Source organism: Enterocloster alcoholdehydrogenati (assembly GCF_013282095.1).
Lineage (GTDB): Bacteria > Bacillota > Clostridia > Lachnospirales > Lachnospiraceae > Enterocloster > Enterocloster alcoholdehydrogenati.
On record NZ_BLTJ01000006.1, the window covers coordinates 209,003 to 227,447 of the forward strand.

Annotated in this window: 13 protein-coding genes; 11 read left to right on the forward strand and 2 right to left on the reverse strand. The window is 45.0% G+C overall.

All coding sequences use genetic code 11. The annotated features are described in order from the left end of the window. The 3 genes from lpdA to rlmD all read left to right on the forward strand — a co-directional run bounded on the left by lpdA (nucleotide 1) and on the right by rlmD (nucleotide 5,152). Nucleotides 1–1,425, forward strand: coding sequence for a dihydrolipoyl dehydrogenase (gene lpdA / locus HW447_RS09015; protein ID WP_176254974.1), 1,425 nt, complete (start codon nucleotides 1–3; stop codon nucleotides 1,423–1,425). Between the two features lie 87 nt (nucleotides 1,426–1,512). After that, nucleotides 1,513–3,306, forward strand: coding sequence for an aminopeptidase P family protein (locus HW447_RS09020; protein ID WP_176254975.1), 1,794 nt, complete (start codon nucleotides 1,513–1,515; stop codon nucleotides 3,304–3,306). Nucleotides 3,307–3,721: 415 nt separating this feature from the next. Beyond that, nucleotides 3,722–5,152, forward strand: coding sequence for a 23S rRNA (uracil(1939)-C(5))-methyltransferase RlmD (rlmD, locus tag HW447_RS09025; protein ID WP_176254976.1), 1,431 nt, complete (start codon nucleotides 3,722–3,724; stop codon nucleotides 5,150–5,152). 773 nt (nucleotides 5,153–5,925) lie between these two features. Here rlmD and HW447_RS09030 read toward each other — a convergent pair. Next, complete coding sequence (locus tag HW447_RS09030; protein ID WP_243176255.1) at nucleotides 5,926–7,044, reverse strand: IS110 family RNA-guided transposase; 1,119 nt, start codon at nucleotides 7,042–7,044, stop codon at nucleotides 5,926–5,928. Nucleotides 7,045–7,521: 477 nt separating this feature from the next. Between HW447_RS09030 and HW447_RS09035 the strand changes: the two genes are divergently transcribed. From HW447_RS09035 to rpsI, 4 genes are all read left to right on the forward strand, one after another. Further along, nucleotides 7,522–8,238 carry an aminotransferase-like domain-containing protein gene (locus tag HW447_RS09035; RefSeq protein WP_176254977.1) on the forward strand — a complete coding sequence of 239 codons (717 nt, stop codon included), beginning with the start codon at nucleotides 7,522–7,524 and terminating at the stop codon, nucleotides 8,236–8,238. A 15-nt stretch (nucleotides 8,239–8,253) separates the two neighbouring features. Continuing rightward, nucleotides 8,254–9,417, forward strand: coding sequence for an ATP-binding protein (locus tag HW447_RS09040; RefSeq protein ID WP_176254978.1), 1,164 nt, complete (start codon nucleotides 8,254–8,256; stop codon nucleotides 9,415–9,417). 621 nt (nucleotides 9,418–10,038) lie between these two features. After that, nucleotides 10,039–10,467 carry a 50S ribosomal protein L13 gene (rplM, locus tag HW447_RS09045; protein ID WP_176254979.1) on the forward strand — a complete coding sequence of 143 codons (429 nt, stop codon included), beginning with the start codon at nucleotides 10,039–10,041 and terminating at the stop codon, nucleotides 10,465–10,467. 24 nt (nucleotides 10,468–10,491) lie between these two features. Next, nucleotides 10,492–10,884, forward strand: a complete 393-nt coding sequence (gene rpsI, locus HW447_RS09050; RefSeq protein WP_176254980.1) for a 30S ribosomal protein S9 — start codon at nucleotides 10,492–10,494, stop codon at nucleotides 10,882–10,884. A gap of 322 nt (nucleotides 10,885–11,206) precedes the next feature. Here rpsI and hpf read toward each other — a convergent pair whose 3' ends face one another. Then, on the reverse strand, nucleotides 11,207–11,746 hold the full coding sequence (gene hpf / locus HW447_RS09055; protein WP_176254981.1) for a ribosome hibernation-promoting factor, HPF/YfiA family: 540 nt from the start codon (nucleotides 11,744–11,746) through the stop codon (nucleotides 11,207–11,209). Between the two features lie 911 nt (nucleotides 11,747–12,657). On the opposite strand from hpf, the gene secA reads away from it, so the two are divergent. From secA to HW447_RS09075, 4 genes are all read left to right on the forward strand, one after another. Next, nucleotides 12,658–15,228: a preprotein translocase subunit SecA gene (secA, locus tag HW447_RS09060; protein ID WP_176254982.1), complete on the forward strand. Its 2,571-nt coding sequence runs from the start codon at nucleotides 12,658–12,660 to the stop codon at nucleotides 15,226–15,228. A 48-nt stretch (nucleotides 15,229–15,276) separates the two neighbouring features. Beyond that, nucleotides 15,277–16,414, forward strand: a protein-coding gene (gene prfB / locus HW447_RS09065) for a peptide chain release factor 2 (protein WP_176254983.1) whose coding sequence is annotated in 2 segments (ribosomal slippage) — nucleotides 15,277–15,351 and nucleotides 15,353–16,414 — 1,137 coding nt in all. Because the reading frame shifts where the segments join, the coding sequence is not laid out codon by codon here. Nucleotides 16,415–16,659: 245 nt separating this feature from the next. Continuing rightward, nucleotides 16,660–17,103 carry an ACT domain-containing protein gene (locus HW447_RS09070; RefSeq protein WP_176254984.1) on the forward strand — a complete coding sequence of 148 codons (444 nt, stop codon included), beginning with the start codon at nucleotides 16,660–16,662 and terminating at the stop codon, nucleotides 17,101–17,103. Between the two features lie 85 nt (nucleotides 17,104–17,188). Next, nucleotides 17,189–18,430, forward strand: coding sequence for a homoserine dehydrogenase (locus HW447_RS09075; RefSeq protein ID WP_176254985.1), 1,242 nt, complete (start codon nucleotides 17,189–17,191; stop codon nucleotides 18,428–18,430). Nucleotides 18,431–18,445: the final 15 nt, after the last annotated feature.

Below are 18,445 nucleotides of genomic sequence, written 5' to 3' on the forward strand. Positions count from 1 at the left end.
ATGGCCAAAAAACTGGATGTGGTAGTGATCGGAGCAGGGCCTGGAGGATATACAGCGGCCCTCAAGGCGGCGAAACTGGGGCTTAAGGTGGCTGTAATTGAGGAAAAAAGGGTGGGAGGAACCTGTGTAAACCGAGGTTGTATTCCTGCCAAGGCGCTGCTTTATGCTTCAGGGATGTTCCGCATGATGCAGAACTGCGGTGAATTTGGCGTGTCTGCGGATGGTATTTTCTTTGATTTTGGGAAAATGCAGTCTTATAAGAAGACAGCTGTGGATAAGTACCGGAATGGTATTGAGAGGCTGTTTGAAACCTGCAAAGTAGAAGTCATCTATGGGAAGGGAACGCTGCGCAGGGATCGGACGGTAGAAGTAGAACTGGCAGAAGGGGGAAGGGAGTTCTATGAGGGAAAGAACGTGATCCTGGCGGCGGGAGCAGCACCGGTGATGAGTTCTATTCCTGGCGCGGATCTGCCGGGGGTGTGGAACAGTGATCGGCTGCTGGCCGCTCAAAGCTGGAATTTTGACCGGCTGACGGTAATGGGCGGCGGAGTGATCGCTGTGGAGTTTGCCACTCTGTTTAATAACTTATGCTCTCATGTGACCATTGTGGAGAAGAAAAAACATCTGATGGCCCCTATGGATGATGTGATGTCTGCTGCCCTGGAACGTGTGCTTTGCAGAAAAGGAATTCACGTCTACTGTGATTCTACGGTGACAGAACTGACCCAGGGGGAGAATGGACTGAATTGTGTGATCACCCCCAATGACGGCAGTGAACCAGTGCGTACAAGGGCCGGGCAGGTGCTGATGGCCATTGGACGGCGGCCGGATACAGAGGGGTTATGCGGCACGGATGTGAACCTTGAAAAGAAGGATGGAAGGATTGCCGTATCTGCGGATTTTGAGACGAGCGAGCCGGGAGTCTATGCTATCGGTGATGTGTGCGCAGAAATTCAGCTGGCCCATGTGGCAGCAGCCCAGGGAACCTATGTGGTAGAAAAAATTGCCGGACGGCCTCATTCCATACAGCTGCAGGCAGTACCCACCGGGATGTTTGTTCCCCTTCCCATTGTGCCTAACTGTATTTATACAGATCCAGAGATAGCGACGGTGGGACTGACAGAGGAAGAGGCAGGAAAGCGGGGGCTTAAAGTGCGCTGCGGCCATTTTTCCATGGAGGAAAATGGACGGTCTATCATTTCCGGAGAACAGGACGGCTTTATTCAGCTGGTGTTTGAGGCCTACAGTAATACTATTGTGGGCGCTCAGATGATGTGTCCCCGTGCGACGGATATGATTGGAGAAATTGCAACGGCAATTGCAAATGGTCTGACAGCGGAGCAGATGTCATTTGCAATGCGGGCTCAACCGACGTATAATGAAGGAATCGGCGCGGCCATTGCGGATGCGCTGAGAAAGGCGTAATATCGGTGCAGATCAGAACGCAGGCGGCAGAAAACGGCTGCAAAGATGAAAAATACTGATATTATACGCAGCAGAGGAGGAAGAAAAATGCATATAATTGATGAGAGAATGGAACATTTACGCGAAAAAATGAGAGAGCGCCAGATGGATGCATATCTTGTTCCTACAGCGGATTTTCATGAATCTGAATATGTGGGAGATCATTTTACCTGCAGAAAGTTTCTCACCGGTTTTACGGGTTCTGCGGGTACGGCAGTTGTTACCATGGATGAGGCTTGCCTGTGGGTGGACGGCCGGTATTTTGTTCAGGCAGCTGCACAGCTAAAGGGAACGCAGGTGAAAATGATGAAAATGGGGCAGGAGGGTGTACCTTCCGTTTCTGAATATCTGGAAACTCATGTGCCCAGGGGCGGCTGCCTGGGCTTTGACGGCCGAGTAGTGAATTCCCGGACAGGGCTGGGACTGGAAAAGAGTCTAAAGGATAAAAATGCCCGTATCGCCTGCACCGAGGATCTGGTGGGAATGATCTGGGAGGATCGTCCGGAATTGTCCGCAGAGCCAGCCTGGGTACTGGAGGAAAAATACGCCGGAAAAGCAGCGGCAGATAAAATTGCAAAGCTGAGAAAAACAATGGAGAAGGTTCATGCCACCGTTCATGTTCTGACTTCACTGGATGATATCGCATGGCTTTTAAACATCCGGGGAAATGATATTGCCTACAATCCGGTGGTTCTGTCCTATGTGATGGTGACTATGGACGAGGTAAGGCTGTTTATCAATGAGAAGGTGCTGGACGGCCGTATCCGGGAATACCTGAATGGCTTGGGTGTGAAGGTTCTGCCTTATAATGATATTTATAAGGAGGCAGGAGCGCTTCAGGGAGAGAAGGTACTGTTTGAGAAGGAGCGGGGAAATTATGCGCTGTACCAGGCCATGGACGGGAAGAATGAAATCATTGACCAGATGAATCCCACCTCTCAGGCGAAAGCGGAAAAGAATCCCGTGGAAGTGGAGAATGAGAAAAAGGCCCATATCAAGGATGGAGTGGCTGTGACCCGGTTTATTTATTGGCTGAAGCATCAGATAGGGAAGGAGCCTGTCAGTGAGATCAGCGCCCAGGAGAAGCTGGAAAGTTTCAGAAAGGAACAGGAGGGATATCTGGAGCCCAGCTTTGGCACCATTTCTGCTTACGGCTCCAATGCGGCCATGTGCCATTATTCGGCTACAGAGGAGAGCAACACCATGTTAGAGCCAAGGAGCTTTTATCTGGTAGATTCCGGCGGTCAGTATTATGAGGGAACTACGGACATTACCAGAACCATTTCTCTGGGAGAACTTACAGAAGAGGAAAAAGAGCACTTTACCCTGGTGCTTATCAGTATGCTGCGGCTGCAGGCGGTGAGATTCTTATATGGCTGTCGGGGCCTGAGCCTGGATTATGTGGCAAGAGAGCCGTTCTGGAGCCGGGGACTGAACTTTGACCATGGAACAGGGCATGGTGTGGGATATCTGCTGAATGTCCATGAGCGTCCCAACGGCATCCGCTATAAAATGGTGCCGGAGCGTCATGACAATGGTATTTTGGAGGAAGGAATGATTACCTCTGATGAGCCGGGGCTTTATATTGAAGGTAAGCATGGAATCCGGACGGAAAATCTGATCCTCTGTGTAAAGGATGAGAAAAATGAGTATGGTCAGTTTATGAAATTTGAGTTCCTGACATTTGTCCCCATTGATGTAGATGCAGTAGATAAGAGCCTTATGACAGAGAGGGATGTGGAACTGTTTAACACATACCACGCACAGGTGTATGAGAAAATCAGCCCTTATCTGGAAGGGGATGAGAAGGAGTGGCTTAAGAAGGTAACAGCTGCGATCTAAAGAGGCAGGGGGCTGCAGATGCAGAGGGATGCGTCTTGCACTGGCAGCCGTAACCATCGCCGGCATTTGCCTTGAAAGGTCATAATGGACCATAGATGATAAGAATAAAAGAGGTGTTTTTCGGGCTTGTGAAACAGACGGAAAACACCTTTTTTGCAGCATTGCTCTGCCGCAAAATGGTGACAGAGCAAGAGCCGGATCCACGCATCAGATCTGTAAATACTGGCTTCTGACAGGCCTTTAGCGGCGGAAGGTACGCGGCGGTCATTACGTTTTATTACACTTTATAAGGGATTTGTGGTAAAATGTTGATAGCCGATTGGGAAAACTCAGTAAGATTCAAAGATACAGAACAGTATGGGTGAAAATTGTATACAGTAACATATTTCTGCAGATAAGGAGAGAGTTATAATATATGGAAAAGACGAGAAGACCAGATGGTACAGGCCGGAAAAAGGGGAACGGAAACCGTTCGATATACGCAGAAAAAAAGCAGGAGAGAAAAAAACAGGAGGCCATTGGAGAAAGAAAGACTGGCAGAGGAAGGGGCACAGTCGGAAAAACAGAAATTGCCGGTAAAAAGGAAACCTTCATTCAACAAAAGACATTTCTGGGGAATAAAGGAGAGGGGGCCGTGGCAAAACCAGAGAGAGAGGGAGATAAAAGAGAATATAATAAGAAAAAAAGGAGTCTCTGTCCTGTGAACCGGAAGTGCGGAGGCTGTCAGTTTTTGGATTTGTCTTACGGTGAGCAGCTGAAAATGAAAAAGAAACAGCTGGATGAACTGTTAAAGGGGATAGCCAGGGTTGAGACTGTAATTGGAATGGAAGAACCATTTCATTACAGAAATAAAGTTCACGCCGTTTTTGACCGTGACCGCAGAGGCAATATTATTTCCGGAATCTATCAGGAAAACAGTCACATCGTAGTGCCGGTAGAGACCTGTCTGATCGAGGATGAAAAAGCGGATGAGATCATTGGCACTATCCGCAGTATGCTGAAATCTTTTAAAATCCGTACCTATGATGAGGATACCGGCTACGGTCTGCTGCGCCATGTTCTGGTTCGCCGCGGCTTTCAGTCCGGGGATATTATGATAGTGCTGGTTACTGCATCGCCTGTATTTCCCTCTAAGAATAATTTTGTCAGGGCGCTCAGACAGAAGCATCCGGAGATTACAACCATTATTCAGAATATCAACGGACGGGGAACCAGCATGGTGCTGGGAGACAGGGAAAATATTCTTTATGGAAAAGGTTATATTACAGATCAGCTCTGCGGATGTACCTTCCGCATTTCCTCACGGTCATTTTATCAGGTGAATGCGGTACAGACGGAGAAACTTTATTTAAAGGCATTAGAACTGGCCGGACTTACTGGCCGGGAAACGGTGTTGGATGCTTACTGCGGGATCGGAACTATTGGCATCATAGCCAGCCGCCATGCCGGTCAGGTCATCGGAGTGGAACTGAATGAGGATGCCGTCAGGGATGCGGTGAATAATGCAAAATTGAATCAGGTATCTAATATACGTTTTTACTGTAATGATGCGGGACGTTTTATGGTGAATATGGCACAACGGGGAGAGAAAGCAGACGTCGTTATCATGGATCCGCCACGAAGCGGAAGTACAGAGGAATTTATGGATTCCATAAAAAAAATGGGTGCAGAAAAGGTAGTGTACGTTTCCTGCAATCCAGAGACCTTGGCCAGGGATCTTAAATATATGAAAAAGCTGGGATATAGGGCTGGAGAGGCTTGGGGGGTGGATATGTTTCCGATGACTGGGCACGTAGAGACGTGTGTTTTATTAACCAAAAAAGAAAAAGAGAGGACTATCGGTTAGAAATAGAAGTACCGATTGAAATTGATGGAGACAAGTCATACAAAGAGGATAAGTCCACATATAGCAACATAAAGAAATATATTTTCGACCAATATGGGATAGGGATTCATACAAAGGATATAGCAGAGGTCAAGAGGGAGTGCGGTGTAGAAATGAGGTTGAACTACAACCTATCGAAGAAAGAAAATCCGGTGGCAAGGCACTGTGTACCGCAGAAGAGGGAGTAAATCATAGAGGCTCTAAAGTATTACAGGGTTATTTAGGTGTAGGGCACTTGGAGAAATTCAAGTGCCATTTTTTTATCTTGACTGCTTGGTCAGAGGGAAAACATAGTTGTGCAAAAAGACATTGTATAATAGTCTAATATGCTGTAAAGTAATGATTAGGGGCATAGAGAGAAGAAAAAGTCAGTAAGTGCAAAAATTCATTGTATCATAGTATGACTTGCAAGTTCATGCCGGAAATATGAACAAAAAGGGCTTGTGAAAATGTGTAAAAAGATATTGTATAATATAGTCCAGCGGTGTGATGTCAAGTGAGAAATGAATAATAAATCAAATATCTTTCATATATCTCACGGTAGACAAAAAACACCCACCTAAGCCCTGTCGACCATGTTTTTTGAAAATGAGCAGGGCGTAGCTCATCAGCAAGTAGAAGTTATTCTGCTTTGCTGGACGATATAGGCGATTGTCTTTGAGCAGTACAAAGACTAACCGCACAAATTTACGATCAGTTAATGCGAGTGCACGTTTGTGTTGATATCTGTTTAACTATTTGTATTTGAGGTGGTAGAAGTCGCTGTATTCCTTGTCGCATCTTACAAGAGAGAAAGCTGCTTCACACAGATAATACTTTAAAAAGCGGTTACCGGAATTTATAAGCCTTGTTGTCTGGGCTTCAAAACCTTCGGACTGATGTTGTTTCCATGCAAGCCCTGCATATTTAGCAAGCTGAGCATGGTTTCCGAAACGATTGATATCTCCGATTTCAGCCATGATACCGGCTGAGAATACAGGACCAATACCAGGAATGGATGTCAATACGTTGGGTAAGAGTTCCATTTGAGCAGCGATGGCTTTGTCGAACTCTTTAATCTGAGATTCCAATGCCTTCATGGAGGTTATGGATATAGAAAGCACCTGATTGACGGAGTCATTTACCGTCTTGGGCAAACGGTAAGAACTTCTGGCGGCTTTCTGAATGGCTTTGGCTGCTGAATCGGGATCAGGAAAGCGATTTTTTCCTTTTTCCATAATGAAATCAGTAAGTGCTTGTAAGTCCATTTTGGCTAATGCTTCTGCGGATTCGAATTCTTCGTAGACAGAAAGAGCCGTAGTGCTGAAATTATCAGAGAATACTTTCTCCTGCGTCATCGTGGAATACTTCTTAAAAAGTACGTTCATAAAGCGTTGTTTTTCTTTAACGAGGTTGCAGACAGCGTAGTAACGTGCCCGAGTGAGGTTTTTGAGAGCTAAGTAGCGATAGTCTCCCAGATACACCTCTTTGTTGATTCTACCAAAGCGCAGGCAGTCAGCAATGACAAAAGAGTCCACGTAATCATTTTTAGGCAGGTCATTATAAGATTCCTTGAACTTATTTACCTGCTTAGGATTGATGACATGAATCTTTCTGTTAAATGGATCCAGAGTGGCATCTTCCCTTAGAAAGTACACGAGATTGTCTCCATAAACAGAGGTTGCTTCGAGCCCGATCAGAACGGTATCAAGGGAATGAGAAGTCAAAGCAGAAAGGATTCGTTTTACAAGCTGAGAAGAACCATCCTGTGAGTTTTTTAATTCAAAGTTACTGAGCTTATCTCCGTTAGGAAGCATAAGATAAACGACATTGGATTTGCTGCTTACATCAATACCGACGTAAAGTGGGTTCATAAAAAACACCTTCTTTCGTAATAAGATTTGAGTGTTCAATCGGCTTGGTAAAACCTATGAACATGGAGCATCGACACCCTCGCATATAAGAATCCAGCTTAAGATGGACAGATGCGAAACCACACTGCAAGATGGTTATCCATGCACTTAAGCAAACAGCCAGCCGGTTTGAAGCTAACTTCCATGTCAGGGGAACAGACTATCTTATGAAGCAACCATTACTGGTTCAACAGGGGGAAACAGAACTATTACCTGATTGACACTGGTACAATTATATCATGGGCTTTAACTAAGCCTATTGAACAAATATTTATTAAGTTTTTAAGGTACATTTATGTATCTAAAAGATATTATACGAGGGGGAAGTGAAGAGTTAAATTGGATTGATGAGCAGGCAGTAATGGAGATAGACTGTATGATAGGATTGAATAGGCATAGATTAGTTTACAGGTAAAGTGATAAGAGACATATCAGGAAATGAGTACCGACATATCATCCCCCTCTCACCAGTTTCCAACAGGAAAGATTACACCAATCAGCAGAAGGTACGAGCTTCTGGGCTGGGCATCAAAAGCTGGGGACAGATATATCGTAGAGGACGATTATGACAGTGAGTTCAGAATGACCGGTAAACCAATACCGGCTCTTAAGAGCATTGATGTAAATGAGAAGGTCATCTATCTAAATACGTTTTCAAAGTCAATATCTAATACAATACGAGTCAGTTATATGATATTGCCGAAGCATCTGATGAAGCTGTATTACAAGAGGCTTTCCTTCTATTCGTGCCCTGTTACAACAATCATTCAAATGACTGTGTCCAGATTCATAAGTGAAGGCTTCTTTGAAAAACATATTAACCGTATGCGAAATTACTACAGACAGCAAAGAGACTTTCTTGTAAATACAATCGAGAATAGTAAGATGGCATCCTATGTGAAAATAATGGAAGCAGATGCCGGGCTTCATTTTATTATCCACCTGGATGTTCCGTGTAGTGATGAAGAATTTGTTGGAATCATGGAACGAAAAAAGATTAAACTATGTGCTTTATCCGAGTATTATCAGAGAACCGAAAACAGAAGTGAACATGAGTTTGTTATCAATTACTCATCGCTGTCTGAGGAGCAGATAAAAGAAGCCATTGATTTCATGAGCAAAGAGGTTGTCAGGCTGGCCTTAAAAAATTATTAAATTTGGAGTAAAAAAATGCAAATAGAGATTCAGCTAAGTGAAATAGAAGAGAAAATAAGAAATGGATATGTTTTGATTGATATGCGGGATGAAGTGAGCATTCAATACGGAATGATTCCCGGTGCGGTTCCTCTGCGTATGGAGAATCTGCTTCAAAATGCAGGACAATTTCGTCAGCATCCCGGAGTGATCATCTATTGTACAAGAGGAGAAAACAGCATTTATGCAGCGGAGGAACTGAGAGAAGAGAATATTCCTGCATATAGTCTGGCGGGTGGATATAATGCCTGGCTGAGAGAGCGAATGCAGCAGGAAATCGATACGAATTCTGTCAAGAAAGAAGAAATTGAAAGAGGTATTCAAAAAAGGTGGCATAAAAAACTGTTCTCTCCATTTGCAAAAGCTGTGAAAACCTATGATATGCTTCAGGATGGGGACAAGATTGCCGTATGTATTTCCGGTGGAAAAGATTCCATGCTTATGGCAAAGCTTTTTCAGGAACTGCAGAAGCATAAACAAAAGAATTTCAATTTGGTATTCCTGGTTATGGATCCCGGGTATAGTCCGGAAAACAGAAGGGTAATTGAGCATAATGCAAAATTGCTTGGAATACCGATTACGATATTTGAATCAGATATTTTCGATTCTGTTTTGGGTATCGAAAAGTCACCATGTTACATTTGCGCCAGAATGAGAAGAGGACACCTTTACAGTAAAGCCAGAGAACTTGGCTGCAACAAGATCGCTTTAGGGCATCATTATGATGATGTGATTGAAACTATACTTATGGGAATGCTTTATGGAGGCCAGATGCAATCCATGATGCCAAAGCTGCATAGCACAAACTTTGAAGGAATGGAATTAATCAGGCCGATGTATTTGATAAGGGAAGATGATATCAAAGCATGGAGAGATGCCAATGATTTGTATTTTCTGCAATGTGCCTGCAAATTTACAGATACCTGTTCTTCCTGTCAGGAGGACGGACAGAGTAATTCAAAGAGGCTGGAAACGAAAAAGCTGATTGCAGAGTTAAAGAAAACGAATCCATTTATCGAGGGAAACATATTTAAGAGTGTAGAAAACGTTATGCTGGATACGATGATAGCTTATAAACAGGACGGTATCCGGCATCATTTTCTGGATGAGTATGATAAAAAAGAAAAATATACTCCTTAGCCTGCATGATAAGGAGTATATGGATAGTCTTAAATGTTATAAGTGAATTCAGAAACCTGACGGTTGATACTGTCTTCTAAGGCAATACTGTCAAAATATTTTGTGACAACATCGTACAGGCCTTCGTAAATTGGTAAAGTAACACAGTCCGCACCCCCGAACGGTGTGCCACTCTTTTACGCTGTGAGTTATAAAAGCTTTCATAGATTTGCAAATAAATATTATTTTTTGTTTTGGTTTTCTTAAAAAATAAGCCATAAAATCACCCTTTTCCAGTACAGCACTATATAAGCAAGAAGAAAATAAAAATTTTGTCAAGTCTTTAAAAATCAAAAAAAAGCCAGCAGTTATGTGGGCTTGAATGAAAAGGGAACTGGAATTACTCCAAAAGAATATAGTGCTAACTCTCAAAGACGGGTTTTATGCCCTAAAAACCTGCAAAAAGCGGTTGACACAGGTGGGCAGATATTATATAATAAGAAACTGTGACATTAAGAGTAAATGCTCATCCAAAGCCCCGGAGCGGAGCATTTCATTGATAAATACTTCCCATATTTATCACATATAGCGGGCGCAGAGCGCCAGATGCATAACAGGTTGAGATTAACAGGAGGTTGACCAATGAAGAGTTTTATGGCTAGTCCAGCAACAATTGAGAGAAAATGGTATGTAGTTGATGCTACAGGATATACATTAGGACGTTTATCATCTGAGATCGCTAAAGTATTAAGAGGAAAAAATAAGCCGATCTTTACACCGCACATGGACTGCGGCGATTATGTAATCGTAGTAAACGCTGATAAGGTAAAGGTTACAGGCAAGAAGTTAGATCAGAAGATCTACTACAATCACTCTGACTATGTAGGCGGTATGAGAGAAACTACTCTTCGCGAGATGATGGCTAAGAAACCTGAGAGGGTTGTAGAGTTAGCGGTTAAGGGTATGCTTCCAAAGGGACCTCTGGGAAGAAGTATGTTTACAAAGCTTCATGTATATGCAGGCCCGAACCACGAGCAGGCAGCACAGAAACCAGAAGTTTTAACATTTTAATGAGGATTGGAGGAAGAAAGTATCATGGCTAACGCAAAATTTTACGGAACAGGCAGAAGAAAAAAATCCATCGCCAGAGTATATTTAGTACCAGGTACAGGCAAGATTACAATCAACAAGAGAGATATTGAAGAGTATCTTGGTCTTGAGACTTTAAAGCTGATCGTTCGTCAGCCGTTAGTTGCTACAGAGACAACAGAGAAGTTTGATGTATTAGTAAATGTTCGCGGCGGCGGTACAACTGGACAGGCTGGTGCTATCCGTCACGGCATTTCCAGAGCGCTGCTTCAGGCAGATGCTGATTACAGACCGGTTCTGAAGAAGGCGGGATTCTTAACAAGAGATCCGAGAATGAAGGAAAGAAAGAAGTACGGTCTCAAGGCAGCTCGTCGCGCACCTCAGTTCAGCAAGAGATAATCGACAACCTAAGAGTATTGAAAAGTTCGGAAAACTGCGGTTTTTCGAACTTTTTTGGTGTATCCGCCAGCACACACTTCTGATGGATAAAGATTTTCGCAGACACAGCCGCCAATGTGTTACAGGAGACAAAACAGCTGTATTTTACCATAATAAGAAAGAGGATTTTCGACTCACGAACGTGAATTGAAAATCCTCTTTTTATTCAGAATGCCTTCCTCTATTTGATATTCTTCAGAGAATCAAGGGCATTTATGTTCCATAGGAAATGGATTTGGATTCCTATTCCTGTATATGCAATAGCGGAATTACACATTTGTTTTTAGAATTCTGGTTCAATCAGTCCATATGTACCATTTTTTCGTTTGTAGACTACATTTACCTGATCTGTATCAGAATTTAAGAATACATAAAAGTTATGTCCCAGCATCTCCATCTGGAGGCAAGCCTCTTCTGGATTCACCGGCTTAACGGCAAATCTTTTTGTCTTGACAATCAGGATCTCGTCGTCGTAGGAAGTTTCATCCTCCTCACCCTCATCAATAAAATTCTGGGAGAAGGAGAGAGCTGCCTGTTTCTTGTCAATGAGTTTTTTTCTATATCTGCGGATCTGGCGTTCAATGATTTCCTCTACCAGATCAATGGATACATACATATCGGTACTGGATTCTTCTGCCCGGATGGTATTTCCCTTCACGGGGATCGTGACCTCAATTTTCTGCATATCCTTCTGTGCGCTGAGCGCTACGAACACTTCGGTATCAGGAGTAAAGAAGTGTTCCAACTTGCCGATCTTCTTTTCGACGGCAGCTTTCAAGCCTGGAGTTACCTCGATGTTTCTTCCTGTAATGGTATAACGCATAAAAATCAACTCCTTTTTCTGAGATATGCATAGTATACCACATTTGTTGCGAAATTACAATTAAAAAACAATAAATTGACTAATAATTTGTGTGAATTTTTTATGAAAAATGTTTTCAAAAGCCGTAATATGTATATTGAATCACTAATAATCAGCATTCCAAAATGTCAATAGGTAAAAGCAAAAATCTGTAAAAAATAAGTAAATTTATCAGATCTGTACAAAAAAATAACAGCACTGTTCACGGAGAAAAGCAGAAAAAACGAGAGTTATAAACTTGTGGATAATGTGGATAAGTCGGTGTATAAGTCGAAAATGCCGAAAAATCATAATAAAGATGGTGTGGATAACTTTGGGGGAAACGAAAGTGGAAAACTGTGGAAACTGTGGACAGATACCTGTCCGAACGTGTGGTTTGTGCATATTGTTAAACATCGGGCAAAGAGTGAAAGGTTCTCCGCGTTTCTGTCTGAAAAAGATACATGATATGAGTCGAAAGATATGTTTTTGTTTGCCAGAAACGGCAGCCTGAGGACTATCGGGAAAGCAGCTATTCAGCCATGCCATTTTCTGTTTTCAGAAAGCATGAAAACAAGGCGCTTGGACTGTTCGTCATATGTCAATTTGTTCAGAAATATACTTATGCAAGCCAACTTGCAACACGTATTTCCGCACAAATTGCCGCATGGCTGAATAGTTACCCGGGAAATGTAAATTTTTTATGAACAAGTTGAATAAATTCGTCTCAGGTGCTACAATGTATTAGATTGTACCATAGCATACTGCGTGCATTTACAGGGAATAAGGAGCATTTTTCAGACAGATACTAACAGACAGCAGCTCCCCGGCATGGCAGCCGCAGTTTGAATAAAATAGAGTTTATATAAAGGAAGAAGTTAGGAGAGTAAACCATGAACGTAATTGAGAAACTGTTCGGGACTCACAGTGAAAGAGAACTTAAGATGATCCGGCCCATCGTTGCCAAGATCGAGAGCCTGCGTCCGGAGATGATGGCAAAGTCAGACGAGGAACTGCGCGATCAGACCAGGATCTTCAGGGAGAGGCTGGCAAAGGGTGAGACGCTGGATGACCTTCTGCCGGAGGCATTTGCCACCGTTCGGGAAGCTGCAAAGAGATCGCTCAATATGGAGCATTTCCCGGTACAGCTGATCGGCGGTATTGTGCTTCATCAGGGACGTATCGCTGAGATGCGTACCGGTGAAGGTAAGACGCTGGTATCTACCTGTCCCGCATACCTGAATGCCCTGGCAGGAAAAGGCGTACAGATCGTTACGGTCAATGACTATCTGGCAAAGCGCGATGCGGAGTGGATGGGACAGGTACACCGTTTCCTTGGACTGACGGTAGGTGTTGTTTTAAATGACATGAACAGCGCGCAGCGTAAGGAGGCATATGCCTGTGATATTACGTATGTTACCAACAATGAGTTGGGCTTTGATTATCTGCGAGACAACATGGCGATTTATAAAGAGCAGCTGGTGCTGCGTGATCTGGACTACTGTATCATCGATGAGGTAGACTCTGTGCTGATTGATGAGGCGAGAACCCCTCTGATCATTTCCGGACAGAGCGGAAAGTCCACCAAGCTTTACGAGGTCTGCGATGTACTGGCCCGCCAGTTAGAGCGCGGTACGGTTTCCAAGGAATTTTCCAAGATCGATGCCATCATGGGTGAGGAGATTGAGGAAACTGGTGATTTTGTAGTAGATGAAAAAGACAAGGTGGTAAACCTGACAGAACAGGGTGTTAAGAAGGTGGAGGAGTATTTCCATATCGACAACCTGGCAGATCCGGAGAATCTGGAGATTCAGCACAATATTATCCTGGCTCTGCGGGCCAATAACCTCATGTTCCGCGACAAGGATTATGTGGTAAAGGATGACGAAGTTCTGATCGTAGACGAATTTACCGGACGTATCATGCCGGGCCGCCGCTACTCTGACGGTCTCCACCAGGCGATTGAGGCGAAGGAGCACGTCAATGTCCGCCGTGAAAGCCGCACTCTGGCGACCATCACATTCCAGAATTTCTTTAATAAGTTCAAAAAGAAGGCTGGCATGACGGGTACCGCTCTGACAGAGGAGAAGGAGTTCCGTAATACCTATGGCATGGATGCTATTGCGATCCCTACCAATCGTCCTATCCTTCGTAAGGATCTCAATGACGCTGTCTACAAGACAAAGGATGAAAAGTACAAAGCAGTGGTGGATGAAGTGGTAAAAGCCCATGAAAAGGGGCAGCCTGTTCTGGTAGGCACCATTACCATTGAGACTTCTGAGCTTTTAAGCAAGATGCTCACAAAGAAAGGCATTCCTCATAAGGTGCTTAACGCCAAGTTCCATGAGTTAGAGGCTGAGATTGTAGCAGATGCAGGTATCCATGGCTCCGTAACCATCGCTACCAATATGGCAGGACGTGGTACGGATATCAAGCTGGATGACGAATCAAAAGCATTAGGCGGCTTAAAGATCATTGGTACGGAGCGTCACGAATCCCGCCGCATTGATAATCAGCTGCGCGGCCGTTCCGGCCGTCAGGGCGATCCAGGTGAGTCCAGATTTTATCTGTCTCTGGAGGATGATCTGCTGCGCCTTTTCGGCTCTGAGCGCCTCATGCATATGTTTGAGGCCATGGGCGTGCCCGAGGGCGAGCAGATCGAGCACAAGATGCTGTCAAATGCCATCGAGAAGGCACAGATGAAGATCGAGGGCAACAACTATGGTATCCGCGAGCAGCTGTTAAAGTTCGATGAGGTAAACAATGAGCAGCGAGAGGTGATTTACGAGGAGCGCCGTAAGGTGCTGGACGGCGACAATATGCGCGACCTGGTGCTTAAGATGATCACAGATATCGTGGAGAACGCAGTGGATATGTCCATCGCTGATGATCAGACCTCTGATAAATGGGATCTGAAGGAGTTAAACACTCTCCTGCTTCCTATCATCCCCTTAAAGCCGGTGATGCTTACGGATGAGCAGAAGAAGTCCATGAAGAAGAATGAGTTAAAGCACAGCATTAAAGAGGCTGCCATTAAGCTTTATGAGACAAAAGAGGCGGAGTATCCTGATGCAGAGCAGATCCGCGAGATCGAGCGCGTGGTTCTGCTGAAGGTAATTGACAACAAGTGGATGGCTCATCTGGATGATATGGATGCGCTGCGCGAGGGAATTGGGCTTCAGGCGTACGGCCAGAGAGATCCGGTGGTAGAGTACAAGATGCAGGGCTATGAGATGTACGAGGCAATGATGGCTTCCATCCAGGAAGAGACGGTTCGTATCCTGTTCCATATTCGCGTTGAGCAGAAGGTAGAACGTGAATCTGCCGTTAAGGTAACAGGCACTAACAAGGATGCGACTCCGGTAGCTCCACAGAAGAGAGCCGAGCAGAAGGTCTACCCGAATGATCCCTGTCCCTGTGGTTCAGGTAAGAAGTATAAGCAGTGCTGCGGCCGAATCAAATAGGCTGTATAAAAATAATAAAAATCTTATGAAAAGAAAGTGGGTGAAGCTGTGGTTGAGTTAGATAATTTTAAATATACGTTATCAACGTATGACAAACCATTAGTGGAAGTGAGGGATTCACTTTGACCTGGACAACAAGGTCAGACGAATCAACGAATTAGACCGGTCAATGGAGGAGCCGGGGTTCTGGGATGATCCAGACCGTTCCACCAGACTGGTGAGAGAAGCGAAACATTTGAAGGATGAGGTGGGCACCTTCAGAGAGCTGGAGCAGGAGTATGAGGATATCCAGGTGATGATACAGATGGGGTATGAGGAAAATGACCCTTCCGTGATTCCGGATATCCAGGAGATGCTGGATCATTTTACAGAGACTCTGGAAAAAATGCGCATGAAACTCCTTCTCTCTGGTGAGTATGATGCATATGATGCCATCCTCCGCTTAAACGCCGGAGCCGGCGGCACGGAGTCCTGCGACTGGTGCAGTATGCTCTACCGTATGTACTGCCGCTGGGCAGAAAAGAAGGGCTTTAAGGTGGAAGTCCTGGACTATCTGGATGGTGATGAGGCGGGAATTAAATCCGTTACCATTCAGATCAGCGGAGACAATGCCTATGGTTATCTGCGTTCCGAGCATGGTGTGCATCGTCTGGTGCGCATCTCGCCTTTTAACGCTGCCGGCAAGCGCCAGACATCGTTTGTATCCTGTGATGTGATGCCGGATATCAAAGAGGATATCGATATCGAAATCAATCCCGATGATATCCGTATTGATACCTACCGCTCCAGCGGTGCCGGCGGACAGCATATCAACAAGACGTCTTCTGCCATCCGCATTACCCATTATCCCACAGGGATCGTGGTGACCTGCCAGAATGAGCGCTCCCAGTTCCAGAATAAGGATAAGGCCATGCAGATGCTGAAGGCAAAGCTGTATATGCTCCGTCAGGAAGAACAGGCGGCCAAGGCTGCGGGTATCCGCGGGGATGTAAAGGATAACGGCTGGGGCAGCCAGATCCGTTCCTATGTTCTGCAGCCCTACACCATGGTAAAAGATCTTCGCACCGGAGAGGAGACTGGCAATGTAGACGCTGTCCTAGACGGCGGACTGGATTCCTTCATCAGCGCATATCTGCGCTGGATGAGTCTGGGATGCCCGGATCGCAACTCACGGTCAGAGGATTGATCCTGAAAATGGGGATGTCTCCTTCAATAAGAAACTGGAAAAAGCCGGATTAAGTTCCCGGCTTTTTTCGCGTCTGTCCAGTTCTCGCCTTTGGGTATAATTTCTCTTGGCAGTGAAAAATAGATGAAGAGTCTATTTTCCTGTGAAAAATGGTTGCATTTCCGCGGAAAATATGTTACCATCTTCCACATGGGTACAGATGTATTTCTGATACGGACATGATAAGGAAGGAAGAAAAAGGCTAGATGGAAGACAAAAGCAAGTATTTTGTGGTGAAGCAGAAAGCGGTTCCGGAAGTTCTTCTGAAGGTGGTAGAGGCCAAAAAGCTCCTTGAAAGCGAACGTGCGATTACGGTACAGGAAGCAACAGACAAGGTAGGAATCAGCCGCAGCTCCTTCTACAAGTACAAGGATGACATTTTCCCCTTTTATGATAATACAAAAGGAAAGACCGTTACCCTGGTGGTGCAGATGGATGATGAGCAGGGGCTTTTAAGCGATCTGCTCCATGTAGTGGCTGTTTACAGGGCTAATATTCTGACCATCCATCAGAGTATTCCGGTCAACGGCGTAGCCACGCTGACGCTCAGTGTGGAGATACGGGAAAACACGGAAAATGTTTCCGGCATGATTGAGGAACTGGAGAATCTGAATGGGATCCATTATGTGAAGATATTGGCCAGAGAATAAAGGGTCAGGCCGGACTGGGGTATGTGTCCCCTTATCTACCGATGGTAAAGAGTATACAGTATAAAAAAGCAGGGAGCAGAGGATTATGATCAAGACAGCAGTAATGGGATATGGAACCATTGGTTCCGGAGTGGCAGAGATCCTGGAAGAAAACCGGGATGTGATCGCCGGTCAGGCCGGTCAGGAAGTGGAACTGAAATATGTGCTGGATCTCAGGGAATTTCCCGACAGCCCGGTAGCCGATAAGATCATCCATGACTTCAAGATCCTTGAGGAGGATCCGGAGATTCAGATCGTAGTGGAGACTATGGGCGGTTTAAACCCGGCCTATCCCTTTGTAAAAGCCTGCCTGATGGCGGGAAAACACGTCGTTACCTCTAACAAGGCCCTGGTGGCTGCCCATGGCACAGAGTTGCTGGCCATTGCCAGGAAGAAGAAGGTCAATTTCCTCTTTGAAGCCAGTGTTGGAGGCGGTATTCCCATTATCCGCCCTCTGTACCGCTGTCTCATGGGTGAGCGCATTGAGGAGATTACGGGCATATTAAACGGAACCACCAATTATATCCTTACAAAGATGGACAAAGAGGGAGAGACTTTTGAAAATGCTTTAAAAGAGGCTCAGAACTTAGGCTATGCCGAGCGAAATCCGGAGGCGGACGTAGAAGGTCACGATACCTGCCGCAAGATTGCCATCCTCACAGCCATGGCTACAGGAAAAGAGGTCAACTATGAGGATATATATACAGAGGGTATCACAGGAATTACAGATATCGACTTTAAATATGCTGAAAAAATGGGAGCGTCTGTGAAACTGTTCGGCACCAGCCGCATGAAGGATGGGAAGGTAAATGCTTATGTAGCGCCTGTGATGATCGGAAACAGCCATCCTCTCTGCTCAGTGAACGACGTGTTCAACGGCATTATGGTTCGGGGAAATATGCTGGGGGTATCCATGTTTTACGGCAGCGGCGCAGGTAAGCTTCCGACAGCCAGCGCTGTGATTGCAGATATCATCGAGGCGGCTCAAAACCTAAAGAAGAATGTTCCCATGGGCTGGAGCAGTGAGAGACAGACCGTAGAGCCTATGGAAAAAACGCGTTTCCGCTATTTTGTACGCTTTGCGGGATCCTTCCGCAATAAGGAGCAGGAAGTAAAGAGTATTTTTGGAAAGGCCGAGGTTATTGAACTGTACGGTATGGACGAATTTGCCATTCTTACTGCAGAGATGGAAGAAGGGGCGTTTAAGACAGCTGCAGCCGCTTACAACGAAAAGGCCGAAGCCCAGTCAGATTATGGGATCAAGCAGACGATCCGGGCTATGATGTAGAAATGTGAGAAAGCC

Excerpts from the sequence above, each read along its gene's own strand:
- lpdA (WP_176254974.1), top strand. The coding sequence starts at position 1 with ATGGCCAAAAAACTGGATGTGGTAGTGATCGGAGCAGGGCCTGGAGGA.
- HW447_RS09020 (WP_176254975.1), top strand. The coding sequence starts at position 1,513 with ATGCATATAATTGATGAGAGAATGGAACATTTACGCGAAAAAATGAGA.
- rlmD (WP_176254976.1), top strand. The coding sequence starts at position 3,722 with ATGGAAAAGACGAGAAGACCAGATGGTACAGGCCGGAAAAAGGGGAAC.
- HW447_RS09030 (WP_243176255.1), bottom strand. The coding sequence starts at position 7,044 with ATGAACCCACTTTACGTCGGTATTGATGTAAGCAGCAAATCCAATGTC.
- HW447_RS09035 (WP_176254977.1), top strand. The coding sequence starts at position 7,522 with ATGAGTACCGACATATCATCCCCCTCTCACCAGTTTCCAACAGGAAAG.
- HW447_RS09040 (WP_176254978.1), top strand. The coding sequence starts at position 8,254 with ATGCAAATAGAGATTCAGCTAAGTGAAATAGAAGAGAAAATAAGAAAT.
- rplM (WP_176254979.1), top strand. The coding sequence starts at position 10,039 with ATGAAGAGTTTTATGGCTAGTCCAGCAACAATTGAGAGAAAATGGTAT.
- rpsI (WP_176254980.1), top strand. The coding sequence starts at position 10,492 with ATGGCTAACGCAAAATTTTACGGAACAGGCAGAAGAAAAAAATCCATC.
- hpf (WP_176254981.1), bottom strand. The coding sequence starts at position 11,746 with ATGCGTTATACCATTACAGGAAGAAACATCGAGGTAACTCCAGGCTTG.
- secA (WP_176254982.1), top strand. The coding sequence starts at position 12,658 with ATGAACGTAATTGAGAAACTGTTCGGGACTCACAGTGAAAGAGAACTT.
- HW447_RS09070 (WP_176254984.1), top strand. The coding sequence starts at position 16,660 with ATGGAAGACAAAAGCAAGTATTTTGTGGTGAAGCAGAAAGCGGTTCCG.
- HW447_RS09075 (WP_176254985.1), top strand. The coding sequence starts at position 17,189 with ATGATCAAGACAGCAGTAATGGGATATGGAACCATTGGTTCCGGAGTG.